Here is a 21,299-nt window from a genome sequence, read left to right as displayed (position 1 = left end):
CATCCAGCATGAGAACCTTCGGCAAACCTTTAAAGCTTAGGCTGTTTTTGAACTCCAAATTAAAATAGAAGGGGCTGTCCAGAAAGTCGAAAATTGACCTTCAGGCAGCCCCTTTTTGGCTTGAAAAATCTTCAATGAAAAGTTAATTGAAGTGGAAGATGCGAGAGTCCTCGAAAATGAACTTCACATTTTCTTCGTGCGATAAAAAGCTGCCGGAGCCTTCCTTGTCCTGCGGGACTAGCGTGACAGGTGAGACTCCCGCCGGTGCCTGCACCAAAAAGTAGGCGTTCATGCCGGTAAGGCTCACCGCACGCCCCGCGAAAGTAGGAGCTCGCGCCGGTAAAAGCGAGCAGCCTGGAACGGAAATCAACAGCTTACAGACTTCTTGGACAGCCCCTTCTTCGTATTTATGATTACTTTATGAAGCTTTCAGTTCCTCTCCTGCCGCTGAAGTATTGCTGCTGAATCGGCTAATAACCAGCCCTATAACTGTACCGGCAATTGCGGGTACGACCCATCCTAATCCTACAGAAGATAGCGGCAGGAATTCACTCATCGTTTGAACAGGACCCAGCTTCAGTCCGAACGCTTGTAACCCGCCGATGACGGCAAATAAACCTGTAGATAAGAGGGCACTTCCGTACACTTTTTTTGCATTTTTAAAGAAGCGATGGAAAAACGTCAATGTGATCAGCACGATGGTTAACGGATAAGCTGTGACAAGGAACGGCACGGAAACTTTAAGGATTTGGTTTAATCCCAGGTTTGAAAGGGTGAACCCAACCAGTGTGACGGCTAATACCACTGTCTTGTAGCTTGCTTTTGGAATCAGATTTGAGAAATATTGGCCACAGGCTGAGGTTAATCCGACCACTGTAGTAAAGCAGGCTAACGTAAAAATTAATCCGAGCAAGGTTTTACCGCTTTGTCCCAATAAAAGGGTGGAGGCCGCTGAAAGAATGTCGGTGCCATTTTCAAACGATCCGCTTGCTGCCATTCTTGCCCCCATTAACCCAAGGCTGACATAAACCAATGAAAGCAATACTCCGGCAATCAGGCCGGCTTTCAATGTATAGTTCGTCAATTGCTTTCTGTCTTTTATGCCTCTTTGCTGAATGGATGTAAGAATGACGATTCCAAATGCGAGTGAAGCAAGGGCATCCATGGTGTTATACCCTTCCAGGAAGCCTGTAGAAAAAGCCCCGGATTGATATGCCGCTGATGGTGATTGGAACGGTGCATCCAGTTTAACAAATCCGGCCACGCACAGGACAACCATCGCTAATAGCAAAGCAGGGGTAATCCAGCGGCCCATGTATTTTTCCATTTTGGATGGATTCAAGCTGACGACATAAACAAGTGTAAAGAATAGTACGGTGAATAAGAATAAAACCAATGATGAGTGTGATTGACCGAGAAATGGTTTAATCCCCATCTCATAAGCAACATTGGCGTTTCTTGGAATGGCAAGGAATGGTCCGATGGATAAATAGACGACAACCATAAATACCGTGCTGAATACCGGGTGAACACGATTGGCGATCGTTTGAGCACCTCCTTTTACAAGGGAAACGGCGTATAGTACGGCAAAGGGAAGACCTACGCCCGTAATGATAAACCCTGCCATGGCGAGCCAGTAGGATGTTCCCGATTGTGCCCCCAGGAAAGGCGGGAAGATCAGGTTTCCTGCTCCAAAAAACATAGAAAATAGCATTAATCCAATAAATAAGGTGTCCAGTTTTCTCAAAGTAATCTCTCCTTTATTGTTTTGAAAAATAAAAAAACCCGTCCCTGTAAACAGGGACGAGTTTGCGCTCGCGTTACCACCCTAATTCCGCAGCTATAATAAATAAGCATACGGCTCTCAGTCAACGTACCATCATACGTGTTCCTTTGTAACGGCGGACAACCCGGCAAAAGCTTACCATTCATCAGCTTTGCATCTCAGAGATGATTTTCGGACAAGGCCTGAACATCGGCTTTCACCAAACGCCGATTCTCTTTAGGACAGGGATCAAATCTTACTCTTCTCTTCATCGATTTTAAGTATAAAAATAATTTAGCAGAGGCAAATCAATAAGTCAATATTTTTTGACAGTTTTAACAATTCCAATTGTTTCTATTGGAACGACTGGCACCTGTTCCTTGAATAAGACATATTATGCAGTAGACCCATGCTGACAAACAAGCATGGGTCTTTGGATAAGTTTAACCATCAGCAAATAAAGCTGGTGATAGGTGGACTTAGCAGGAAATAAAAAGAAAATATGTTTTCTTATTTGTTTCCGCTTAACGATTTAAATATATCATCATCTGGAGCAGCAGGAGAAGAACAAGGAGTATCACCCTGCATAACACCAAACTCTGTTATTTCACAAATACTTATTACTAATTCTGTAAATGATATATAACCTGCCCCAAAACAACAACTCATCTTATCTGCATTCTTAAGGATAAGAACCGAATCGCACTTTACATCTTTTATAGTGCCGCGAGCTATATCGCCATTTCTTTCATAAACAACAACGAAGTCTCCTCTTCTTTTTTCTAGTTGTTCTGCAAGTTCTTCCACACAGTCACATTGACAATCTGATTTTTTATGGCTGCTTGACAAATTACCCAACTCTCCCTTCAAGAGTAATGTAAATGAAATTTCTATATTCAGGATTCTTGCCTTTTGTTTCTATGTTTAGTAGTTTAAAAGAAATTTCTATTTAAGATATTCAAGATTCATAGTTTTTGTTTGTATGCTTGTCTATTAAAATCAAAATTTGTTTACAAGATTTGTTAGGTAAAAATGCCCTTGAGAAATTGAAACTGGCAAAAAGAAAACATGCCAAAAAAGAGTGAAGGGCTGTAAGGCCAATCACTTTTTTGGAGGATTTGGTGAGATGAACGCTCGTTTTTTCCCGGCTTTTTCTCCGAGCGTGGAGGAAGTAGAAGAGTTTAATCAAACGATTGTTTAATAAATAGTAAACCCTGTAAAGCGAACATAACCAATCGCTGCTTTACAGGGCTTGAAGAATTTCATCTATTATAGGTAACCGCATCAGCCATGCAGGTTTCCCTGTAATCTGGGATGGGGCCTGAAATAGCCCAAAGGGATTTGGAGCAGGCTGGTTTTTCCCTTTTCACTCAGTTTATAGAGGTCATCATAGGATTGGACATCAAATCCGAGAAGGGGATGCCCGCCCATATTTAATGCCGAAGCTGCCAGAAGCAGGTGCTGAGACAGAATTCCAGCTTCCATGTGCTGAATACGATGTCCCCTGTATCCATAAGCGCTTTGGTAATGATCCTTATGGCCAGAGATCGTGAAGGAAAGTGGAACTTGAGTCATGTTTACAGTATCAGCAAGCAGTCCGCCTTGCAGCCGGCATCGGAAATCACCCTCCTGAATAGGTTGTAACGCATGATTGGATCCATCACAAAAATAAGCTCCGTTTGGTAAACCTTCGATGTTATACATACAGCAATAGAGTGAAACACGGTAAGGAGGTTTCTGAAAAGAATTGTCTAGATCATTTCGGTAAGAAAAAGTGGAGAAGGCTTCGAATAGAAGGGCTGATAAAGTATGTTGGTTTATGGGTTTCTGAACAAAGTCCATTCCAGGCGAATATCGATTTCGGCAGGCGGAAGAGAAATCATACGATAACCGGTCCACACGAGGCAGCAGGTGAAAGGGATGTGCTGGCTCTTCTTTCTTTTCTTTTTCCATTTGCTTATGAGTGGGGAACGAGTCCAGCATGCACGCTTCATTCATCTTAATCAGCATGGGATATTCGCAAATTTTCTTGGATCGGACGTAATGCTGATGGTCAAGTGGTTTCAGTTCACGGCATAACGAAGCAGCAGTGGAGGGTTCCTCTGTTTCATCACTCGTAAACCAGTTCATGGCTGGATCAACGGAAAGAGGAATCACCGCATATACACTTTCTTCTTGCTCGGATAGTCCTAAAAGATGATGAATGGCACGGTCAAGAAAATGGTAATACACCCCCGTCTCAAAGCCCATGCGTCTTCCTGTTTCCAGCAGCTGACCGATCACAAAGCCGCTATCCAGCCCTTGCAGACGGTAAGAAAAGTTATGGTATTTGAAAAAATTCTTCCAAAAAAACGTGGAGCTAAATACGGTACCAAAAGTGGAGGACATGTCACAGCGATTGCCCAGAGCTCTGTTCAAGTAGCTGTCAAAATTCCCTTCCCTTAAGCAAACTAAACGATGGTGTGCAGCATCATAGTGATAAATGCCTTCAGGGAGATCCTCGATTTTCAAATAGATGTAAAGTTCGGTTGGATACAGTGCACCGCCGGATGGAGCAAAGCGCCGGTATGCTGTCCATTCTTCGGTTTGTTCATCAAAAGGAAGCGTTTGGCTAACCTGTGTAAGCCCGAAGGTATATTTAAGAAAGTGACCAATTTCTTGGAGATTCGGTTTGGAGTTTCTTTTCTTTTGTTCGAGATGGAGCGGAATATCTGCGGGTAATTCCACTACAGGCAACCCTCGGTAAAGCTTATAGGGAAGGGGGGCGTCGTCCCAATTCGCCTCCCAGTCCCGGGGTTTTATTTTGTCAGATTCATAATGCAGGTTATGCAAAAATTCATCGAGGTTCATTCCTTTTCCCCCTTTGGGACTGCTATGGAAATGGATGAGGATACGGGTTAAGGCTGCTATAAGTCAGCGGCTCTCTCACATATCCGAGTTTCGCTGGTATGTTCAACACCCGATCCAATCCCTTTAGTCGAGTAAGGTGATGTCCAAATGTCATGGGCAGCATCCCGGGTATCACTACTTTTACACAATGTAACCCGTTTCGTTTCAGTTCAGGGCTTGTTTGGTCCACAACAATGACCTCCAGCTGAAGCTGTCGAAAAACTTCCAGGATCTCCACAACATCATCCAATAAATCAGCGGATTTATGAACCGGATGAAATTCCTGTTGAAAGCTCCTTTTCGGGCGCTGATCGAGAAGGAAGAATAAGCGTTCCTCCGCTTCTTTTAACCCGTATAGCATCGAATGGTCTTCCATATGATGAACGAGTAACGAATCATCATACATCTGCCTATATTTCTCCCGTTCCTTTTCCAGCTTATCGTCCATGGTGAGAAGCATGCCCGAGAGTTCTTGAACGGCTCCTTTTACAGCTCTTAATGGATCAATGTGGGCTCCAGCGGCACATAAAAGATTCATGCCCGTTTGCTTCGTGTTTTTGGCAAGTGCCCAAATGCTGGGAATGCCGTTCTCGGTCGTCGAATTAAATAAATGCACCTCATATCCGGTCACTGTGTGTATGCGCTGGATCATGAGCTGAAGCTCCTGGTCTTCTATGGAAGACAAATCCAGACGAGGAATAGGGAGTTGGCCGTACCATGTCATTAAAAATGAATCCCGCTCAACAATTTCGAAAATACCGTAAAGAATCGCTTCCTCCATGCTCCCGCCGAGTGCACAGCCGTTAGAGGTTTCATAAACAAAGCCTTCCCCGCCACCCAAGCTGTAATAGGCGAACGTCTCTGGTACCAGGATGGGCCGGTTCTGTGATAAAGAATAGCCCCAAACCCAATGAATGGGCCGGTCGGGGTCCAATGGCCTGAAAGGAAAGCCGGGCATGTCATATTGTTCTTTTGTATGAAGTCCTATTGATCGTGGGTTAAGGGCATGATTTTCCACCTTGGAATATGGTTCATAAACCATGGTCCGTTTACCCATTGGGGCATAGCCGCAGTATCTCTCCAGTCCTTCTAAGATGGCGGATTGTTCACTTTGAGCATACGAATGGGTTCGCCCACCCGTTAACTCATCGCCTGATAGTAGAGGAAGATTGACAATCGTATCGGCAAAAGGGGAAATGAAGTCATATCGTTTATGATTAAGAAGGCCCGTTCTGCTATCTAAGTAATCCTTGCCCAGAACCTTCTCCATATCTTCCAGCGAGCGGCAGCGATAGCTATCGATTGATGTCTTTGGGCTTTGTTTCAGTATGATCTCTGCGGTATCCGCTGTATCCTCTGGAAGATCGCCGCACACAGGGCAGTATGGGTCAGGCAAAAAGAAATGATAGGATAGCCGGAGCGTATTTAACTGCAGAAGAAATACATGTTCATACGTGCGGGCTTTTTCTCCTTTTAACAATCTATGGACCTCTTCTTGAATGAGATAGGAAGTTTGCAATAATCCTGAAGCGGAAGCCCAAGGATCTTGCTCGATACCAGGTTGATCCATCTTGTATTCTTTCATTTGGAATTGTTCTCTCCGGTCAGATCCCGCCATAAAACGCCGCCTATCCGCGCACTGAGAACACCCCTGTTTGTCTGGAAGAACAAGCGGTCCAATGTTGGCTTCACCAAATGATACGAATCCCCGAAGCCAAGGGATGCCAAAGAACGAAAAGGCCTCATCGGCTTCTAGGTGTTCAGCCGGAACCCAGGAATCGTGGAGCACTAATGCCAGATTTCCTTGATTCGGAACGGCTTCTTTTACAGTGGCCCAGCGTGTAATGGAATAGAGCCCGCTCAATTGTTCGCTTACGGTGTCAGCTAACATTCCGTTTCCGATGATGATGATGGATTGGCTCATGGAAGTTCCTCCCCGCTTAACGCAATCCCATAAATGCCAGCCGTATTCTCTTTAAAAATCGCTTCCAGATGAAGTTCAAAGATGTTTGCTTGTTTTTTATTCTGTCTTAATCGATGTATTGCAGAATGGAAGGTTTCGTCTAACGGCTTTTCTTCAAAAGAAGGAACCCGAACCTTCTGTTGAGCATCCTTTTGCGATGTAATGGAGGAAACCGCAACCCCATAGGGATAATGTGAGATTTCTCGATTTTGAGAATCCATCACAGCAGTTTGTAATGCTCTGCTTAAAGCCATCTGCATATTCAATCCAACGCTTCCATACCACTTGCCGTTTGATTCAACCCAAACGACAGGAAAACCCAGTACTTCACGGCCACATAAAAATTCTGGTTCAGACTTCTTGGTTCTCAGAGCCTGCAGAAAAAATTGGCAGCGATGATCATTGACAAGACTTACATCCAATGTGGCTTTTGTGACACCGTGATCTGCTTGCTTCACAAATTCTTCATGAAGTGCGTTTTGCAGTGCTCTGCATAAACCTTCTGCAGGGGTCTTGCCCATCCCGATTCCCCATGATGAAGGATGCTCACTGAAAAAGTCATTCCCAAAACTCCTGGCATATGTTTCAATTCCAATCAGACCTGCCTCCAGGCGAGCTTCTTCATGCGTGAGTCCTGAACAGACAGTCTCAGGATAGAGCTTGGCAGGGCCTTCTGAACGCGGATCAGCAACCTGGACTTTGCATTGTGATAACGGGAGCTGGAGTAAATCTGCTTCCTCCCAAAGATGAAAAACGCCACATTCTTTTGACGTAATCCGGTAAAACAGGGAATGTAAGTCCATTTGTTGATGATCGCATGTTTCAAGAAATGCAGCCGGGTCGTTAATCGGTTCGGCATAAACACGCCCAGTAACCAACGGGTGAGGGAGAAAGGTGTGCCAGCTTCCTTCGAGCGTTTCCAAGTTAAGCAAGTAAAATGGTCTTTCTCTTTTTCCCTCATGTACGCCCGTGATTTCTTTAAAAAGCTCAAAAACCGCCACATTGGCTATTAGCGCACCTGCTGTTTGTGATAAGGAGTGAGAACCATTGCCTTCTTCATTCAGCCTCTGGTGCAGTCTGCGGAAGGCAGACTCCCAGCACGAATCGGATTCAGCAAAAACGAGCGGGCCGGCAAAAGCTAAGTCTTTTAAAATAGTAACGGGAAGAACATTCTTCTTTTGTTCCTTGCAGATGGCCAGAAGGGTACGAAGTTGAGATAAATCACTGTCCTTGCATCCATATAGTATGCAATCAAACGGTTCTGCATTTTCTCTCCATGAATTTTTCCCGGAACTTAAGATGGTGATTTTGGTTTCGGGCTCTGACCTGCGTGCTTCGGCTATCATCTCATTTAACCGCTGCTGAATCGTTGGGTGTGATTCAGTGAGTATGACGCTGAAAGAAGGATGCCCTGATTGAATGAGAGATTGAACGAGAGAGAGGAGAAGTGAATCCGAACCGATTACCGCTATTTTTGCCTGACGATAGGCTTGAAATCGGTAACCGCCTGAATCACGAATATGATCTAAATATTCGATTTGGGAGGCATACTTAGCAAGGATGCGATCAGGAAGCTGATGGGGGAGATCCTGGCTTACATCACGGACAAAACCGTTCTCGTACAGAACATGTGCGATCTTATACACTTGTTCTTTATAAGCATCTGGTAAACCGTTTGTGACAGAATCAAGAGTACGGGTTCCGTCGAAAATAGGAATTAATTTTTCCAGCCATCGGTCAATGGTGCTGCCTTCCATTCTTAAAGATTTTACGTTGTTCCGGAGATATACACCTTTAGCTGAATCCGGAAAAACAAACGTGTCTCTGTTTACTTTTAAACACATAGAAGGATTTAATTTTTGCATGACCGACCTCCTCTTTAGATGCTCTACATCTTTTACATCATTTAACTCTATGGATGCCTGATGTCCATTATGCCTATCCAAACGATAAAAGCCCTGCCGAGGGATATGCAGGGCCGGTCTTTTGTTAAAATACCTATCACTGCCGATCGGAAGCTTAACTGCTTCCGCCACGACCGCAGCGGCCGCAGCCGCCACAACGGGCACAGCCGCCACAGCCGCCGCAACGGCCAAAGCAGCCGCCACAGCCGCCACAGCCAAAGCAGCGGCCAAAGCAACCGCCACAACCGCCAAAGCCACCGCATCCACCAAAGCCACCGCATACACCAACACAGAAGCCAATGCCAAAGCCAACACATAGACGAGCGGAATCACTTGTATCTTGATCCTGAGGATAATTCGGGGTAACATTGCTGACATTTACACCATCAGTGTGCAGCCCCTGAAGATCCCACTTGAATTCTTCATTCAATAAAAAAACCTCCTACTTTATTTTACGGGTTTAACGAGCTGAGAAATCGCCAGAACACAAACGTTTTTTCTGGAAAAGTACCCTCAAAATAAAATATGGGATGTGGTTGTCCCAAGTTACTGTCCATATGCCTAGTTATCATACATCAACAAATATAAACGTTTAATTCCGACAAATCTACTATGGATAGTATTGACAATGGAGGAGAATCGCTTTATTATTAGAAATGTTCTAAAAACAATAGCATAACCGTTCTTATCGAGAGTGACTGAGGGATTAGGCCCTATGACGTCCGGCAACCTCCAATTTGGAAAGGTGCCACTTCCTACAGAATGATTTTCATTCTGAAAGATAAGGTGATTGAATTTATAATCCAATGCCTCTTTCATGATGAAAGGGGCTTTTTTATTTGGAAAGAAAGAGGGGGTTGTTTCATGATTGAAGTCAAAAATCTGTTGAAGGTTTACCGTTCGAAGAAAAAAGAGATCGTGGGGGTGAACAACGTATCTCTTACGGTAAAAGAAGGAGAGATCTACGGCATTATCGGTTACAGCGGTGCAGGGAAGAGCTCTTTGATCCGATGTTTAAATTTATTGGAGAAGCCAACATCGGGTGAGGTTTGGATTGATGGGGTGAATCTTGCCTCTTTAAAAGGAGAAGATTTAAGAAAAGCCCGGTTAAAGATTGGCATGATCTTTCAGCATTTTCATCTGGTCAGTTCAAAAACCGTCTATGAAAATATTGTATTTGCCTTGAAAGCAGCGGGCAAATCAAAGGATGATGCGGAAAAGCGAGTATTGGAACTATTGGACCTCGTGGATCTTGCGGATAAGAAGGATCAATATCCGGCTCAGTTGAGCGGAGGTCAGAAACAAAGGGTCGGAATTGCCAGGGCGCTTGCCAATAACCCGAAGGTGCTTTTATGTGATGAGGCCACTTCTGCCCTCGATCCAAGCACAACAAAGTCCATCTTAAACTTATTAAAGGACATTAACCGCAAGCTGGGATTGACCATCGTTCTGATCACGCATGAGATGGAAGTAGTGAAGGAAATCTGCCATAAGATAGCCGTCATGCAAAATGGTGAAGTGATTGAGGAGGGCGAGGTCTATGACATCTTCTCTGATCCTCAGAAACCGCTGACCAAAGATTTTATTAACAGTATCCTGCAATTTGAATTGCCTAAGCAGCTCATTGAAAACCGCAAAGGGAAGATCATCAAGATTCAGTTCAAAGGCGAGATTGCCGAAGAATCAGTGGTGTCAGAGCTTTTCCAGCAATACAACGTGAAAGGAAATATTCTGCACGGGAAGATTGAGTACATACAGGATATCCCTCTGGGCATTTTCATTATGGAGCTTACAGGTGAAAATACCGAAGTAGAGAGAGCGATCGAATATATTACAAGAAAAACAAGGAGTTTGGAGGTGGTGTATGATGTTGCTTGATTCACTTGTACAGCTTCTTCCTGATTTAAACAATGCGTTCTTCCAAACACTTTATATGGTGGGCATCTCTTTAGCCGTGGCCATCATCATCGGGCTCCCGCTTGGTGTATTGCTTTTTGTAACCGATAAAGGATTATTCCTTGAAAATTCCGCTGTGAAAAGTGTTACAGGATGGATCGTCAACTTGATTCGTTCGATTCCCTACATTATTCTTTTGGTGGCGTTATTGCCGTTAACCAATTTGCTTACAGGGACAACAATTGGGCCAACTGCGGCTTCCGTATCCCTCTCTGTTGCTGCGATTCCTTTTTTTGCAAGAATGGTTGAAGCGTCACTCCGAGAAATCGATAAGGGAGTGATCGAATCAGCCGTAGCAGTTGGGGCAACCTCATGGATGATCATTAAGGATGTGCTTCTTCCGGAAGCCAAACCGGGTTTGATTCAAGGATTAACAATCACGACAATCAGCTTGGTCGGTTATTCAGCCATGGCAGGTATTGTTGGCGGGGGAGGAATCGGTGACTTGGCCATCCGATTTGGGTACTATCGCTATGATAATACCGTCATGATTACCACGGTAGTCGTTTTGATTTTACTCGTCCAAATCATTCAATTCACCGGAGATAAGATCTCCAAACTCGTAGATAAAAAATAAAACAATAGGGGAGAGAAACAAATGAAAAAGTTTACTTCAGCACTCATTCTATTACTAGCCATTGGTGTTCTGTCAGCATGCGGCTCAACTTCCAGCGGATCATCAAGCTCAGGAGACAAGAAGAACATCAGCATTGGAGCAACAGCCGGCCCATACAGTGATATGGTCAATAAAGCCATCAAACCTGAACTGGAGAAGAAAGGATATAACGTTAAAATTGTAGAGTTCAGTGATTACATTCAGCCGAACCTCTCATTAGCTAAAGGATCTATTGATGCGAACCTGTTCCAGCACAAAATCTATATGGAAAACTTCGCAAAAGAAAAGAATTTAAAGCTTTCTGAACTGATTATTGTACCAACTGCGCCAATGGGTGTATATTCCAAGAAATTCAAAAAAATTGAAGACATCAAAAACGGCAGCACGGTAGCCATTGCCAACGATCCCGTTAACCTTGCCAGAACACTGTTAATGTTCCAGGATGCCGGTCTAATTACCATCAAGAAAGATGTCAATCCATTAACCGCTTCAGAAAAAGATGTTCAAGAAAATCCGAAGAAACTTCAATTCAAGCCGCTTGAAGCTGCGCAATTGCCAAGAGCGGTTGGAAGTGCAGATGTATCGGCCGTTCCGGGTAACTTCGCGCTTGCGGCAAAAATGAAATTGCAGGATGCTCTCTTCCTTGAGAACATGCCGGATCAATACCGTAACCGGGTCGTTGTGAACACAAAAGATGTTAAATCCCAATTCGCTAAAGACATTAAAGCAGCCGTGGAATCCAAAGAGTTTGAAAAAACCATAGATAAAGAATTTAAAGGTTTTGGGAAGCCGGAGTGGATGAAGAAGTAAATTGAATGAAGAACAAGATGGGTTACATCTGCGGGTACAGGCAGAACAGGCTGGGCACTGTAACAAGATTATGCGGAGGCAGCAGCAGTATTGGCCGGAAACGGAAACGAGAATACCGTTTACGAACTTTCAGAAACTTATGACTCAAGAAGAATTGGCGTCTGCTGTTGGAACTGTATTAGGTAAAGAAGTATCCGTGCAGCAAGTCGATGATACTGCTTATGCGGCTATATGATGCTTGTCGACATCCAAAAAGGTATTCGGGATGGTGAATTAGAGGTAGAGAGCAACGATTTCGAAAAAATGCTTGGCCGCCCTGTTACACCAATAAACGAGGCTTTGAGTCAAATTGTTAATGAAATCTCTGCAAATAAGAATTAAATTTAATCAAAACAAAGGGGCTGTCCTGAAAGTCGAAAATTGACCTTCAGCAGCTCCTTTTTGTCTTGAAAATCTTCAATGAAAAGTTGATTGAAGCGGAAGATGCGAGACTCCTCGAAAATGAACTTCACATTTTCTTCGTGCGATAAAAAGCTGCCGGAGCTTCCTTGTCCTGCGGGACTAGCGTGACAGGTGAGACTCCCGCCGGTGCTTGCACCAAAAAGTAGGCGTTCACACCGGTAAAAGCGAGCAGCCTGGAACGGAAATCAACAGCTTACAGACTTCTTGGACAGCTCCCTTTTCATATAAAGGTCTTGGGTTTAAAGGAGGATTTATTGAGATTGTACGCTCGTTTCCTCCATCCAATACGCCTCCCGAATATTGATCTGCTTACGAATATCCCTGAGGATGTCATTGGTGACGTCCCCTTCTTCGTAAAGATGCTGGATTTCGTCCCTCTCTGCCTGGAACGCTTTGATCTGGAGCTCTCTTTTCATCTGGGCGTGATGGATGGATTCCTCGCTTTTTTTCGCAAGCTTGAACGTCATAATTAATCGATTGTATTCCCCTATAACCCCTAGATAAATGTGTTTATTTTCTGGCGTGATATGGTTCTTTAAATAGTGAATGGCAGCCTTCGCCATGTTGACTTTTAGCTTAATCAGTTTTTTTGTTCGCAAGCGGCGATTTTTACGGCGTTCCTTGTGTTTTGGTGTGAAAAGCTTTACGAAAGAAAGTAAACTTCTTTTAAAAAGCGTCCAAATGAACAATCTTCTATACTGCATCCGGTTTGTTTGAGCGAGCCGCCTTCGCTGGATATGTTCCTCAATGAGATTCGCCGTATCCCTGTCAATCTTTCCTGTTCTTTTTAAATTCTCAAAGTAGCGGACTTCCGCCTCAAGTGCCTTCAGCCGAACCACGGATTCTTCCAATTCCACTTGCTCCGAACTCTTTTCGCTTACCTCATTACGAATCGTATTGTAAGCGGTGATGACGGATACTGCCGCACCCCGATTCTCATCCGTTAAGGATTCCTCAACAGAATGGATGGCAGCTTCAAGGGTTCGCAGCCTGGCCGTCCGTTCCATTTCCTCTTTCAGCTTTTCACTGTTTTCTTTTTCCGTCCGTGATAGAAGCGGAAGGAAAACACTTGCAGCGATTAAGGTAACCAAGATCACTCCGGCTGCGATAAAGATGATTAATGAACGCTCCGGAAAGGGACTTCCTCCGGCGATCACATAGGGAATCGTAAACGCACCAGCGAGGGTTACCGCCCCTCGTACTCCTGAAAGGGTAAGGATGGATATGGCTCTCACAGAATGAGTTTGAGGCTGTTTCCTGTCCAGCCATCCCCAGCGCCAGGTTGCCGAAATCCAAAGGAAACGAAGAAGAATAAGGGCTGCCCATAGGATGAGGATGTAGCCTGTTGCCTGCCAATTATTAAAGGAGGGATCCTTAAATATTTCACTTGCCACCCTAGGGATCTGCAACCCTAACAGCACAAACACCAGCCCATTTAAAATATAGATGAGAACCGTCCACGTACTTTGGGAAACCAATTGCAGCTGTCCAACTGGAACCCGGCTTCGATCCTGATGGATGGTGTAGACAATCCCGGCTGCTACAACCGACAAGATACCGGAGAGATGTAAATGCTCGACAATGTAAAAAATGACAAAAGGGGTAAGAAGCTGAATGAGCATATGAATCGTAACATCCTCCATACCAAGCCTTCGAATAGATGTCTTCAACTGAATAATCAGGATGGCTAAAATGACACCGCCAAGGAATCCTCCAATCGATATGACTAAAAAACTCCAACTGGCTTGTGCCAATGAAAAAGCGCCGGTGACGGATGCGGCAAGGGCAAATTTAAAAGCAACCAATCCTGAAGCATCGTTCATTAATCCTTCTCCTTCAAGAACGTGCATAATCCGTTTCGGTATCTTCACACGGCTTGAAATGGAACCTACAGCAACAACATCGGTTGGAGAGAGAATCGCTGCAAGGGCAAAGGAGGCAGCCAATGGGATCGTAGGAATAAGCCAATGAATTAAGTTGCCAATGGCAAATACGGTGACAAAAACCAGACCGAGGGCCAGCAAAAGGATCGGTTTACGGAGTTTCCATAAAGCGTGCCTCGAAACATGTCTCCCATCGTGAAAAAGTAAAGGGGCGATAAAGAGAATGAAAAATAATTCCGGCTCCATGGGGATTTGTATTCCCAGCGGAAGGGTAGCAAGCGTTACTCCTAAAGCAATCTGAATAATGGGTACCGGTATGTAAGGGATAAAATGATTAATCAGGCTGGATAGGCCGATAAGGGACAGCAGTAATAAAATAACGAGAAAAAACTCCATGATCTACCTCCTCTCCTATCTATTTTGTAACATAATTGTATTTTTAAGTGTACCAATCGGCCTGTGGATTAAAATTTTTTAAACGGGAGTATATATCTTTATATGATGTTTTATTTCAAGGGGGCTTAGGATGAGGGAATTTCATTTCAAGCCAATGTTTTCTCTTCTATTCGGAATCTTGTCAATTATTTATATCTTGGTCTATCCACTTCTTGGTCTGTATTTTGGAATGGTTAGCTTGTTTCCTGGTTTCATATTTGGATTAATGGGTTTTTATTTTTCACGGATGTGTATCAAAAAGATAGTCATTTTTAATCAAAAGGATCAGCGGTTAGCTTCTTCAGGGAAAATTTGCAGCCTAATTGGGTTAGGGATTAATTTTTTTTATTTTCTCCCGATTGTATGGTTTGCGATCGCAGGATTTTAAGCGAAGGAAAAACTCGCCGATTTGGCGAGTTTTCTTTGTTTCTTTGATTATTGTTGAAAAGGCTGCTGCCCTTGTGCCGGCATTTGGGGCTGGCCGGTTGCTGGAATGAAGCTCTGGGTCATCTGCTGCATATCTTGGGGAGATAATTGTGGTACCTGGTAATACTGGTGCTTATTTTGGTAAAGAAAAATTTCATAAGCCATCTCGACATAGTTGGCTGCATTGTCAGCCATGACCCTTCTGACAACGGGGTTCGTTACTTCCACTGAAGTCATCGTCAGCAGGGAGGCTGTGGATTTTATGAGGCCAAGCATATGCCCAGAAAGACCTTGGTCCTTAATTTCTGAAATGGATTGATTCGGCTTTTTAGGCTGTGAAGGCTTTAGCCCATAGATAACTTTGTTGTTCTGCTTCATCCTGTATTCTGATGTCGGGTGAGAGGGATTTGCACCCGACGTAAAGCATTCACAAAGTATGTTGTAATGATCAAGAATAAACCTATATTGCCTGTCCAGGATGTCGATCAACTCTGGATCTTTCGCAAAGGATCGAAACATCATGTATTGATCAAGAACGTTGATTAACCCCGAAAGGATCTCATGAAGGTCAAACACTTCATGTCCTCCATGATTCATTTGGTTTGGTACTTGCTGTATATTGAAATTGGGCGAATTCGTTTGTTGGTTGTATTGGTTTTGCATCATAATTACCTCCTGATGTTGGTTCAAGATGAACAAGTTTATTATTCGCTTAGAGGCTTCTCTTATCATATTTGTTTTTGGTAAAAAAAGTAAAAAGGCAAGGATCTTCTTTTGAATGAACATGGTAAAATATTGGGGATTGATCGTGCTTGAAGGGAAAGAAGAATAGATATGGGGATGCTTTGCTTTTATGGAAAGGTTATTGACGAAGATTTTAGAACGTGTTACCATTAGGTCACTTATTACATGTGACCTTTTATTCACATGTTTAACCAACCTATCTATTTTACTGAAAGGATCGTTGAAATGGATGAAAACCTTTCTATTGTATTTAAAGCATTAGGACACCCGATCCGAAGGCGAATTCTCGATATTCTCAAGCAATCGCCGAAAACAACAGGTGAACTAAACGAATTCTTTCCGGAAGTCACCAGGTACGCCATCATGAAGCACTTGAAGATTCTGGAGGAAGGGAACTTGGTGCTCGTTCGGCGTGAAGGTAAATATAAAAGGAACTTTCTGAATGCGGTGCCTCTTCAAGAAGTGCATAACCGGTGGGTAGGAAAATATATGGAGACAACGGCCAGCTCGTTGTTAAATCTGCAGTCGGCTGCAGAAAAAAAGGGAGGAAAAGAAACAATGGCAAACACTAAGGATTTTCATATTGAACAAGAGGTATTTATCAGTGCATCAAGGGAAGATGTTTTCGAAGCCTTAACAGAAAAGGCTGGAGATTGGTGGGAGTTTCGTATCGCACCAAAAGGAGTGTCTTCTCATTTTACATTCGATCCGGTACCAGGAGGGCTCTTCATGGAAAAATGGGGAGAGAATGAGGGAGCAGTCTGGGGCAATGTGTATTATGTAAATGCTCCTGAAGAAATTCGTCTGCACGGACACCTTGGCATGCGGGGAGCTGTCAACAGTGCCTATACGTATCGTCTTCTCGAGAAAGAAGGAGGAACATTGCTTCAACTTTCCCATTCAGCATCTGGTATCCTGCAAGAGCAATGGGAACAAGAACACGCTAAAGGATGGGAGTATCTTCTTGGAACCCTTCTTAAAAATTACGTGGAAAATAAATGATAGCTGTGATAATCGGAGGAAGCCAAGATGGTAGACGTTTTTACCGAAATCAACATTAACCGCCCTGTATCACAAGTATCAGAGTATGCAGCAGATCCTGATCATGCGCCAGAGTGGTATGTGAATATCCATTCCGCTGAGTGGATCACGCCAAAACCGCTCAAGGTCGGTTCTCAAATCGCTTTTAAAGCGAAGTTTCTTGGCCGGGAACTTGCTTATGTTTATGAAATCATTGAATTTATTCCGGGAAGCAAACTAGTGATGAAGACAGCTAACGGACCTTTTCCGATGGAGACCATCTATACATGGCATGCGATTGATCAGGATCATACATGCATGACATTAAGAAACAAAGGCATACCAAGCGGCTTTTCCAGGATGATTTCTCCTTTTATGTCTTCCATGATGAAGAGAGCAAACATGAAAGATTTAAAGAAAATAAAAGACATGCTTGAAAAATGAACTGCAAGAAAGGCTGACCCAGGTACTCATTATGATCGGTGAGTACCTGGGTCAGCCTTCTTTTTTCTTATAGCCCCGGCACCCGGACAGGCGTATAAGACATTGCTGGATTGGAAGTATTTAAGTTATTCCATGTTACTGCATAGTAATTGGGGCAGTCTAGCCGGCTTGTTACGTTTCCGCCGCATCCTGTAATGAGGTATGGAATCTGGACGGAGGTGCCTCCGAGTGTTGTCTCGATCGTATATTCGTAGCTCGTATGACGATGATGGTTGAAGATCGCTTTTACGCTGGGGTTTATGTTTTGAAAGAAGGCATCGGTTTCGGGAGTTGAAAGAACTGCATAATGACCTTCTGGAAAGCTTCTATTTTTGCCCACTCTTAAAACAGCATGGAAATCGATGAGAACATGGCTGGATGCAGCTGTTCTTTGTTTGAGCCAGGCCAAATCGGCCGGACGAAAGTAAGGAGATCCGGCTAATCCAGGGAAATACGTCGGAATCCGAATAAGATGAACGTTTGCTCCGTGTATATGAATGTCCTGGCGGACACTTCCTATATATTTTTCAAAGATTCGAGTGGTGAGGTCGCCATTTTCCCAGATCATATCGTGGTTCCCGATACTAACAAAGATGGGGAGATTCGCAGGGAAAAGGACTTCCTTTGACACGGCCGCAAATGCTTTCATGTTTTCATCTTTATTTCCTTCTCCGATCGTATCGCCGCCATGCACAATAAAAGAGGCGGTGCTGCTGTAATTCATCGCCATGTGCTGTAAAATCCTGCGATATCTCTCTCCTGCTGTATCGAGTATATAACGATTTCGTACACGGTCATATCCTGTTGTCCTTACATGACTGTCTCCCAGCACAAGAAAGGTCAGCCGATCTGAAGGGATATCTTTATGATTCAAAAGCTGAAGAGATTCGGTAATCATTCTTGCCATCACATAACCTCGTTTCATTTCCAAAATCCATGTTGATTTATCCTATGTTCGTTTAAGGCTATTGTTTATAATAATCTGAAACCACAAGAGGAAACAGTAGAAGGTAAAAATCTAGATCGTGGCGAATTAGGAACCATAAATCAACTGACTGAAACTGAAGGGGATTAACAGGTTGTTATCGATTGTTGACATCAATGAAGAATTTGCAGTAAATATACTGAATTGGAGATATGATGCTCCTTATGATTTTTATAACAATGAAGTAAGCCCAGATTCTATGAAGGAAATGCTGGAAAACTCGTATCGAGTGATCTTGGATCGATATCAAGGTATTGCAGGCTTTTTCTGCACCGGAAGTTCGGCTCAGGTACCAGCTGGTCACCAATATGGTGCTTATTCTGATGATTTGATTGATCTTGGGATTGGGATGAATCCTGAGCTAACAGGCCAGGGTTACGGTTCTGAGTTCTTTTCGTTTATTCTTCGCCATATTCAAGCTGCCTTTAGCGGTGTTTCCATTCGTTTAACGGTTGCAGCATTTAACCATCGAGCCATTCATCTTTATGAGAAGCTGGGATTTGTTAAGCAAATACAGTTCAATAACGGTAGAACTGATTTTATTACGATGGTCAAATCCGTTTAGTGCCAGGATACGAGTTGTTTTGGCAGCTCTTTTTTTCGTAATGATATACTTTTTAAAAAAAGGGGTGATGACATGATCTTGGAAGCCGTTATGCTTCAGGTAAAGAGAGGCATGGAAGAGGAATATGAGGAAGCGTTTCGTAAAGCGTCAAACATCATTTCTTCCATGAAGGGATACCGATCTCATGAGTTGCAGCGATGTATGGAAGTGAAGGGGAAATATTTGTTACTGGTGAAGTGGGAGAGCTTAGAAGATCATACGGTAGGCTTTAGGCAATCCAGTGAGTATCAAGAATGGAAGCAGCAACTGCATCATTTCTATGATCCCTTTCCAACGGTTGAGCATTTTGAACGTGTTTCAATAGAAGATTAAGAGGGAGGTTTGATTACTATCGAATATTCCATAACACTTGAAGTCAATGGGTTAACACTGCGCGGGATGGCTCATAAACCGGAATCAGACAGCTCATCAAAAAGTCCTGTGGCTATTCTTTTTCATGGGATAACAGGTTCTAAAATTGATGATCATTTCTTGTTGGTGCGATATGCCCGTGAACTGGCAAAACAGGGGATCGGCTGTGTGCGGTTTGACTTTTCGGGTTCGGGTGAAAGTGATGGTTCTTTTTCAGAGATGACCTTCAGCGGGGAAGTGCATGAGGGAAAAGAAATCGTGAATTTCGTTAAAAAGTTGGACTGGGTGGATTCCGTGAAAGTTATGTTAGTGGGTCACAGTATGGGTGGTGCGGTTGCTGCCCAAGTGGCCAAGGAAATTCCTAATGACATACATAAAGTTTGCTTATGGGCACCAGCTGGCAACATGAATAAGCTGGCTGTTTCTTATTTTGAAAAATACCCAAAGCTTCCGAACGGAAATGTGGATTTAAATGGACTTGAGCTGGGCCATGGATTTTATGAAGATTTAAAAAATCGTAATCTCTATCATGAAATCACATCATACACTAATCCGGTCATGATTATTCACGGGACAGAGGATGAAGCGGTTCCTCATGAATATGGACAAAGGTATTACGATACGTATGTGAACAATGATCGCGGCATTCATTTAATGGAGGGTGTTAACCATGTTTTCGGAAGACTGAGCTGGATCGATGAACTGTTTAATCACAGTATTCAATTTTTGAAAAGCTAAAGAGCAACATTGAGAGACTTACCATTGAATACTAAAGTCTCTCTTTACACATTCAAATACCTTTCTTTAAGGATGTTGCAATGATGAATTTCATGGCCTGCTAAAATCGTAACAATGGCTCGTGCCGTAATTTCGCTGTGGTTCGCGGCTCCCCTGCGTTTTAATGCTTCTTCACTTAGACTATTCACTAGATATACAGTGGATTGGCGTATACTTGTTAAGTGATCTAGCAAGTCTTTGAGGGTTTGGCTATCAAAATCTGCTTCTCTTACATATTCTTCATCATGATAACTGGGCAAGGATGCCGTTTCTCCACGTGCTATACAAAGCAATCTGTAGCTCATAATCCGCTCATTATCAATCATATGCCCAATCACTTCTTTAATACTCCACTTATCAGGCGCATACCTATATTCACTTTCAGCTTCAGAAAAAGAGCTTAGCAGAGAAACGGTATCTTTTATTTGTTCCTTAAGAATGGTTACTATGTCTCCTTCAGGCACTAATTTTACATAAGAAGTGTAGTCCTCAGAGTATTCGTCAGGTTGCGGTCTGTCGATCATCATTTAGCCTCCGTTATTTGTATCTGTTTTTCAATAGTTTTCCGCTTTCTCTCATTATTAAACTCCTAAGCAGGATTCTCACATAACAAAGAGAAGTGTACACAGTGATCAAAGCTTATTCAGAAGCAAAATCTGTATTTGTATATCGTGTTGTGCATCATCCATAATGAAAGGAGACCTCATGATGCCTGAGCTATACCACACACCGGTTGTAAGAGCAGAAATGCTTATTAGAAGACCGGTGGAAGTCGTATTTGAGGCTTTTATTGAACCGGCGATTACGACCAAATTTTGGTTCACTAAAAGCAGCGGAAGAGTAGAAGAGGGAAAAAAAGTAAAATGGGAATGGGAGATGTACGGTGTATCGGATCGCGTTTTTGTAAAAAGACTAGAGGAAAACGAACGCATTCATATTCAGTCGTCGGACGGTACAGAGGTGGAGTGGACCTTTGTTTCCCGAAAAGAAAACGAGACGATGGTCACGATACTTAACTCAGGATTTAAAGGAAGTGGAGATGAGATCGTAAATACCGCCATTGATTCCATGGGAGGGTACACGATGGTCCTCTGTGGATTAAAGGCGCTCCTGGAACATAACATCATCTTAAATCTTGTGCCGGATAAAGCGCCTGACTTTCATGTTAAATAAAATATCGGTCCGTTTCGCTATATTGGTTTAAG

Annotated in this window: 19 protein-coding genes, 1 pseudogene, 1 riboswitch and 1 other annotated feature; of the genes and pseudogenes, 10 read left to right on the top strand and 10 right to left on the bottom strand. The window is 43.4% G+C overall.

From position 1 onward, the window contains the following. Positions 1-142 precede the first annotated feature (142 nt). From OKX00_RS21120 to OKX00_RS21095, 6 genes are all read right to left on the bottom strand, one after another. Entirely contained in the window at positions 143-370 is a 228-nt protein-coding gene (locus OKX00_RS21120; protein WP_265408730.1) for a hypothetical protein, read from the bottom strand. Between the two features lie 48 nt (positions 371-418). Then, positions 419-1,747: a branched-chain amino acid transport system II carrier protein gene (gene brnQ / locus OKX00_RS21115; RefSeq protein WP_265408729.1), complete on the bottom strand. Its 1,329-nt coding sequence runs from the start codon at positions 1,745-1,747 to the stop codon at positions 419-421. Between the two features lie 49 nt (positions 1,748-1,796). After that, positions 1,797-2,046: a binding site (T-box leader), on the bottom strand. Positions 2,047-2,275: 229 nt separating this feature from the next. Continuing rightward, positions 2,276-2,614, bottom strand: coding sequence for a hypothetical protein (locus tag OKX00_RS21110; RefSeq protein ID WP_265408728.1), 339 nt, complete (start codon positions 2,612-2,614; stop codon positions 2,276-2,278). A 435-nt stretch (positions 2,615-3,049) separates the two neighbouring features. Continuing rightward, a complete protein-coding gene (locus tag OKX00_RS21105) occupies positions 3,050-4,615 on the bottom strand; it encodes a SagB family peptide dehydrogenase (protein ID WP_265408727.1) in 1,566 nt (521 codons plus the stop codon). Positions 4,616-4,637: 22 nt separating this feature from the next. Then, positions 4,638-6,578 carry a TOMM precursor leader peptide-binding protein gene (locus OKX00_RS21100; RefSeq protein WP_265408726.1) on the bottom strand — a complete coding sequence of 647 codons (1,941 nt, stop codon included), beginning with the start codon at positions 6,576-6,578 and terminating at the stop codon, positions 4,638-4,640. Then, the gene (locus OKX00_RS21095) at positions 6,575-8,899 is read right to left on the bottom strand and encodes a putative thiazole-containing bacteriocin maturation protein (protein WP_265408725.1); all 2,325 of its coding nucleotides are present in this window, start codon (positions 8,897-8,899) and stop codon (positions 6,575-6,577) included. The genes OKX00_RS21100 and OKX00_RS21095 overlap by 4 nt, the downstream gene beginning before the upstream one ends. Before the next feature lie 304 nt (positions 8,900-9,203). After that, positions 9,204-9,309, top strand: a riboswitch (SAM riboswitch). A 76-nt stretch (positions 9,310-9,385) separates the two neighbouring features. On the opposite strand from OKX00_RS21095, the gene OKX00_RS21090 reads away from it, so the two are divergent. The 4 genes and pseudogenes from OKX00_RS21090 to OKX00_RS21075 form a co-directional block, all read left to right on the top strand. Next, positions 9,386-10,399 carry a methionine ABC transporter ATP-binding protein gene (locus OKX00_RS21090; protein ID WP_265408724.1) on the top strand — a complete coding sequence of 338 codons (1,014 nt, stop codon included), beginning with the start codon at positions 9,386-9,388 and terminating at the stop codon, positions 10,397-10,399. Continuing rightward, positions 10,389-11,054, top strand: a complete 666-nt coding sequence (locus tag OKX00_RS21085) for a methionine ABC transporter permease (protein WP_265410607.1) — start codon at positions 10,389-10,391, stop codon at positions 11,052-11,054. The genes OKX00_RS21090 and OKX00_RS21085 overlap by 11 nt, the downstream gene beginning before the upstream one ends. A 21-nt stretch (positions 11,055-11,075) precedes the next feature. Next, positions 11,076-11,903, top strand: a complete 828-nt coding sequence (locus tag OKX00_RS21080) for a MetQ/NlpA family ABC transporter substrate-binding protein (RefSeq protein WP_265408723.1) — start codon at positions 11,076-11,078, stop codon at positions 11,901-11,903. Between the two features lie 18 nt (positions 11,904-11,921). Further along, a pseudogene (locus OKX00_RS21075) lies at positions 11,922-12,284 on the top strand (SDR family NAD(P)-dependent oxidoreductase); the annotation flags it as partial. Between the two features lie 332 nt (positions 12,285-12,616). Here OKX00_RS21075 and OKX00_RS21070 read toward each other — a convergent pair. Together OKX00_RS21070 and OKX00_RS21065 are read right to left on the bottom strand one after the other, a co-directional pair. Then, the gene (locus OKX00_RS21070; RefSeq protein WP_265408722.1) at positions 12,617-14,644 is read right to left on the bottom strand and encodes a Na+/H+ antiporter; all 2,028 of its coding nucleotides are present in this window, start codon (positions 14,642-14,644) and stop codon (positions 12,617-12,619) included. A 474-nt stretch (positions 14,645-15,118) separates the two neighbouring features. Beyond that, complete coding sequence (locus tag OKX00_RS21065; protein ID WP_265410606.1) at positions 15,119-15,772, bottom strand: spore coat protein; 654 nt, start codon at positions 15,770-15,772, stop codon at positions 15,119-15,121. 306 nt (positions 15,773-16,078) lie between these two features. Here OKX00_RS21065 and OKX00_RS21060 point away from each other — a divergent pair, with 306 nt between their 5' ends. Both OKX00_RS21060 and OKX00_RS21055 read left to right on the top strand, forming a co-directional pair. Beyond that, complete coding sequence (locus tag OKX00_RS21060) at positions 16,079-16,855, top strand: helix-turn-helix domain-containing protein (RefSeq protein ID WP_248251307.1); 777 nt, start codon at positions 16,079-16,081, stop codon at positions 16,853-16,855. A 27-nt stretch (positions 16,856-16,882) separates the two neighbouring features. Further along, positions 16,883-17,317, top strand: coding sequence for an SRPBCC family protein (locus tag OKX00_RS21055; protein WP_265408721.1), 435 nt, complete (start codon positions 16,883-16,885; stop codon positions 17,315-17,317). Positions 17,318-17,384: 67 nt separating this feature from the next. Here the strand turns inward: OKX00_RS21055 and OKX00_RS21050 are convergent, their stop codons facing one another. Further along, the gene (locus OKX00_RS21050; RefSeq protein ID WP_265408720.1) at positions 17,385-18,281 is read right to left on the bottom strand and encodes a metallophosphoesterase family protein; all 897 of its coding nucleotides are present in this window, start codon (positions 18,279-18,281) and stop codon (positions 17,385-17,387) included. Positions 18,282-18,435: 154 nt separating this feature from the next. Between OKX00_RS21050 and OKX00_RS21045 the strand changes: the two genes are divergently transcribed. The 3 genes from OKX00_RS21045 to OKX00_RS21035 all read left to right on the top strand — a co-directional run bounded on the left by OKX00_RS21045 (position 18,436) and on the right by OKX00_RS21035 (position 20,055). After that, positions 18,436-18,906: a GNAT family N-acetyltransferase gene (locus OKX00_RS21045; protein ID WP_265408719.1), complete on the top strand. Its 471-nt coding sequence runs from the start codon at positions 18,436-18,438 to the stop codon at positions 18,904-18,906. Positions 18,907-18,978: 72 nt separating this feature from the next. After that, on the top strand, positions 18,979-19,278 hold the full coding sequence (locus tag OKX00_RS21040; RefSeq protein ID WP_062238961.1) for an antibiotic biosynthesis monooxygenase family protein: 300 nt from the start codon (positions 18,979-18,981) through the stop codon (positions 19,276-19,278). 9 nt (positions 19,279-19,287) lie between these two features. Beyond that, positions 19,288-20,055, top strand: a complete 768-nt coding sequence (locus OKX00_RS21035) for an alpha/beta hydrolase family protein (RefSeq protein WP_265408718.1) — start codon at positions 19,288-19,290, stop codon at positions 20,053-20,055. Between the two features lie 44 nt (positions 20,056-20,099). Here OKX00_RS21035 and OKX00_RS21030 read toward each other — a convergent pair whose 3' ends face one another. Further along, positions 20,100-20,618, bottom strand: coding sequence for a DinB family protein (locus OKX00_RS21030; protein ID WP_265410605.1), 519 nt, complete (start codon positions 20,616-20,618; stop codon positions 20,100-20,102). Positions 20,619-20,802: 184 nt separating this feature from the next. Here OKX00_RS21030 and OKX00_RS21025 point away from each other — a divergent pair, with 184 nt between their 5' ends. Further along, on the top strand, positions 20,803-21,267 hold the full coding sequence (locus OKX00_RS21025) for an SRPBCC family protein (protein ID WP_265410604.1): 465 nt from the start codon (positions 20,803-20,805) through the stop codon (positions 21,265-21,267). Positions 21,268-21,299 lie beyond the last annotated feature (32 nt).

This window comes from Fictibacillus sp. KU28468 (genome assembly GCF_026153615.1).
In the GTDB taxonomy this organism is placed as follows: Bacteria; Bacillota; Bacilli; order Bacillales; family Fictibacillaceae; genus Fictibacillus_C; species Fictibacillus_C marinisediminis.
This window is presented reverse-complemented; position numbering and strand designations above follow the sequence as displayed.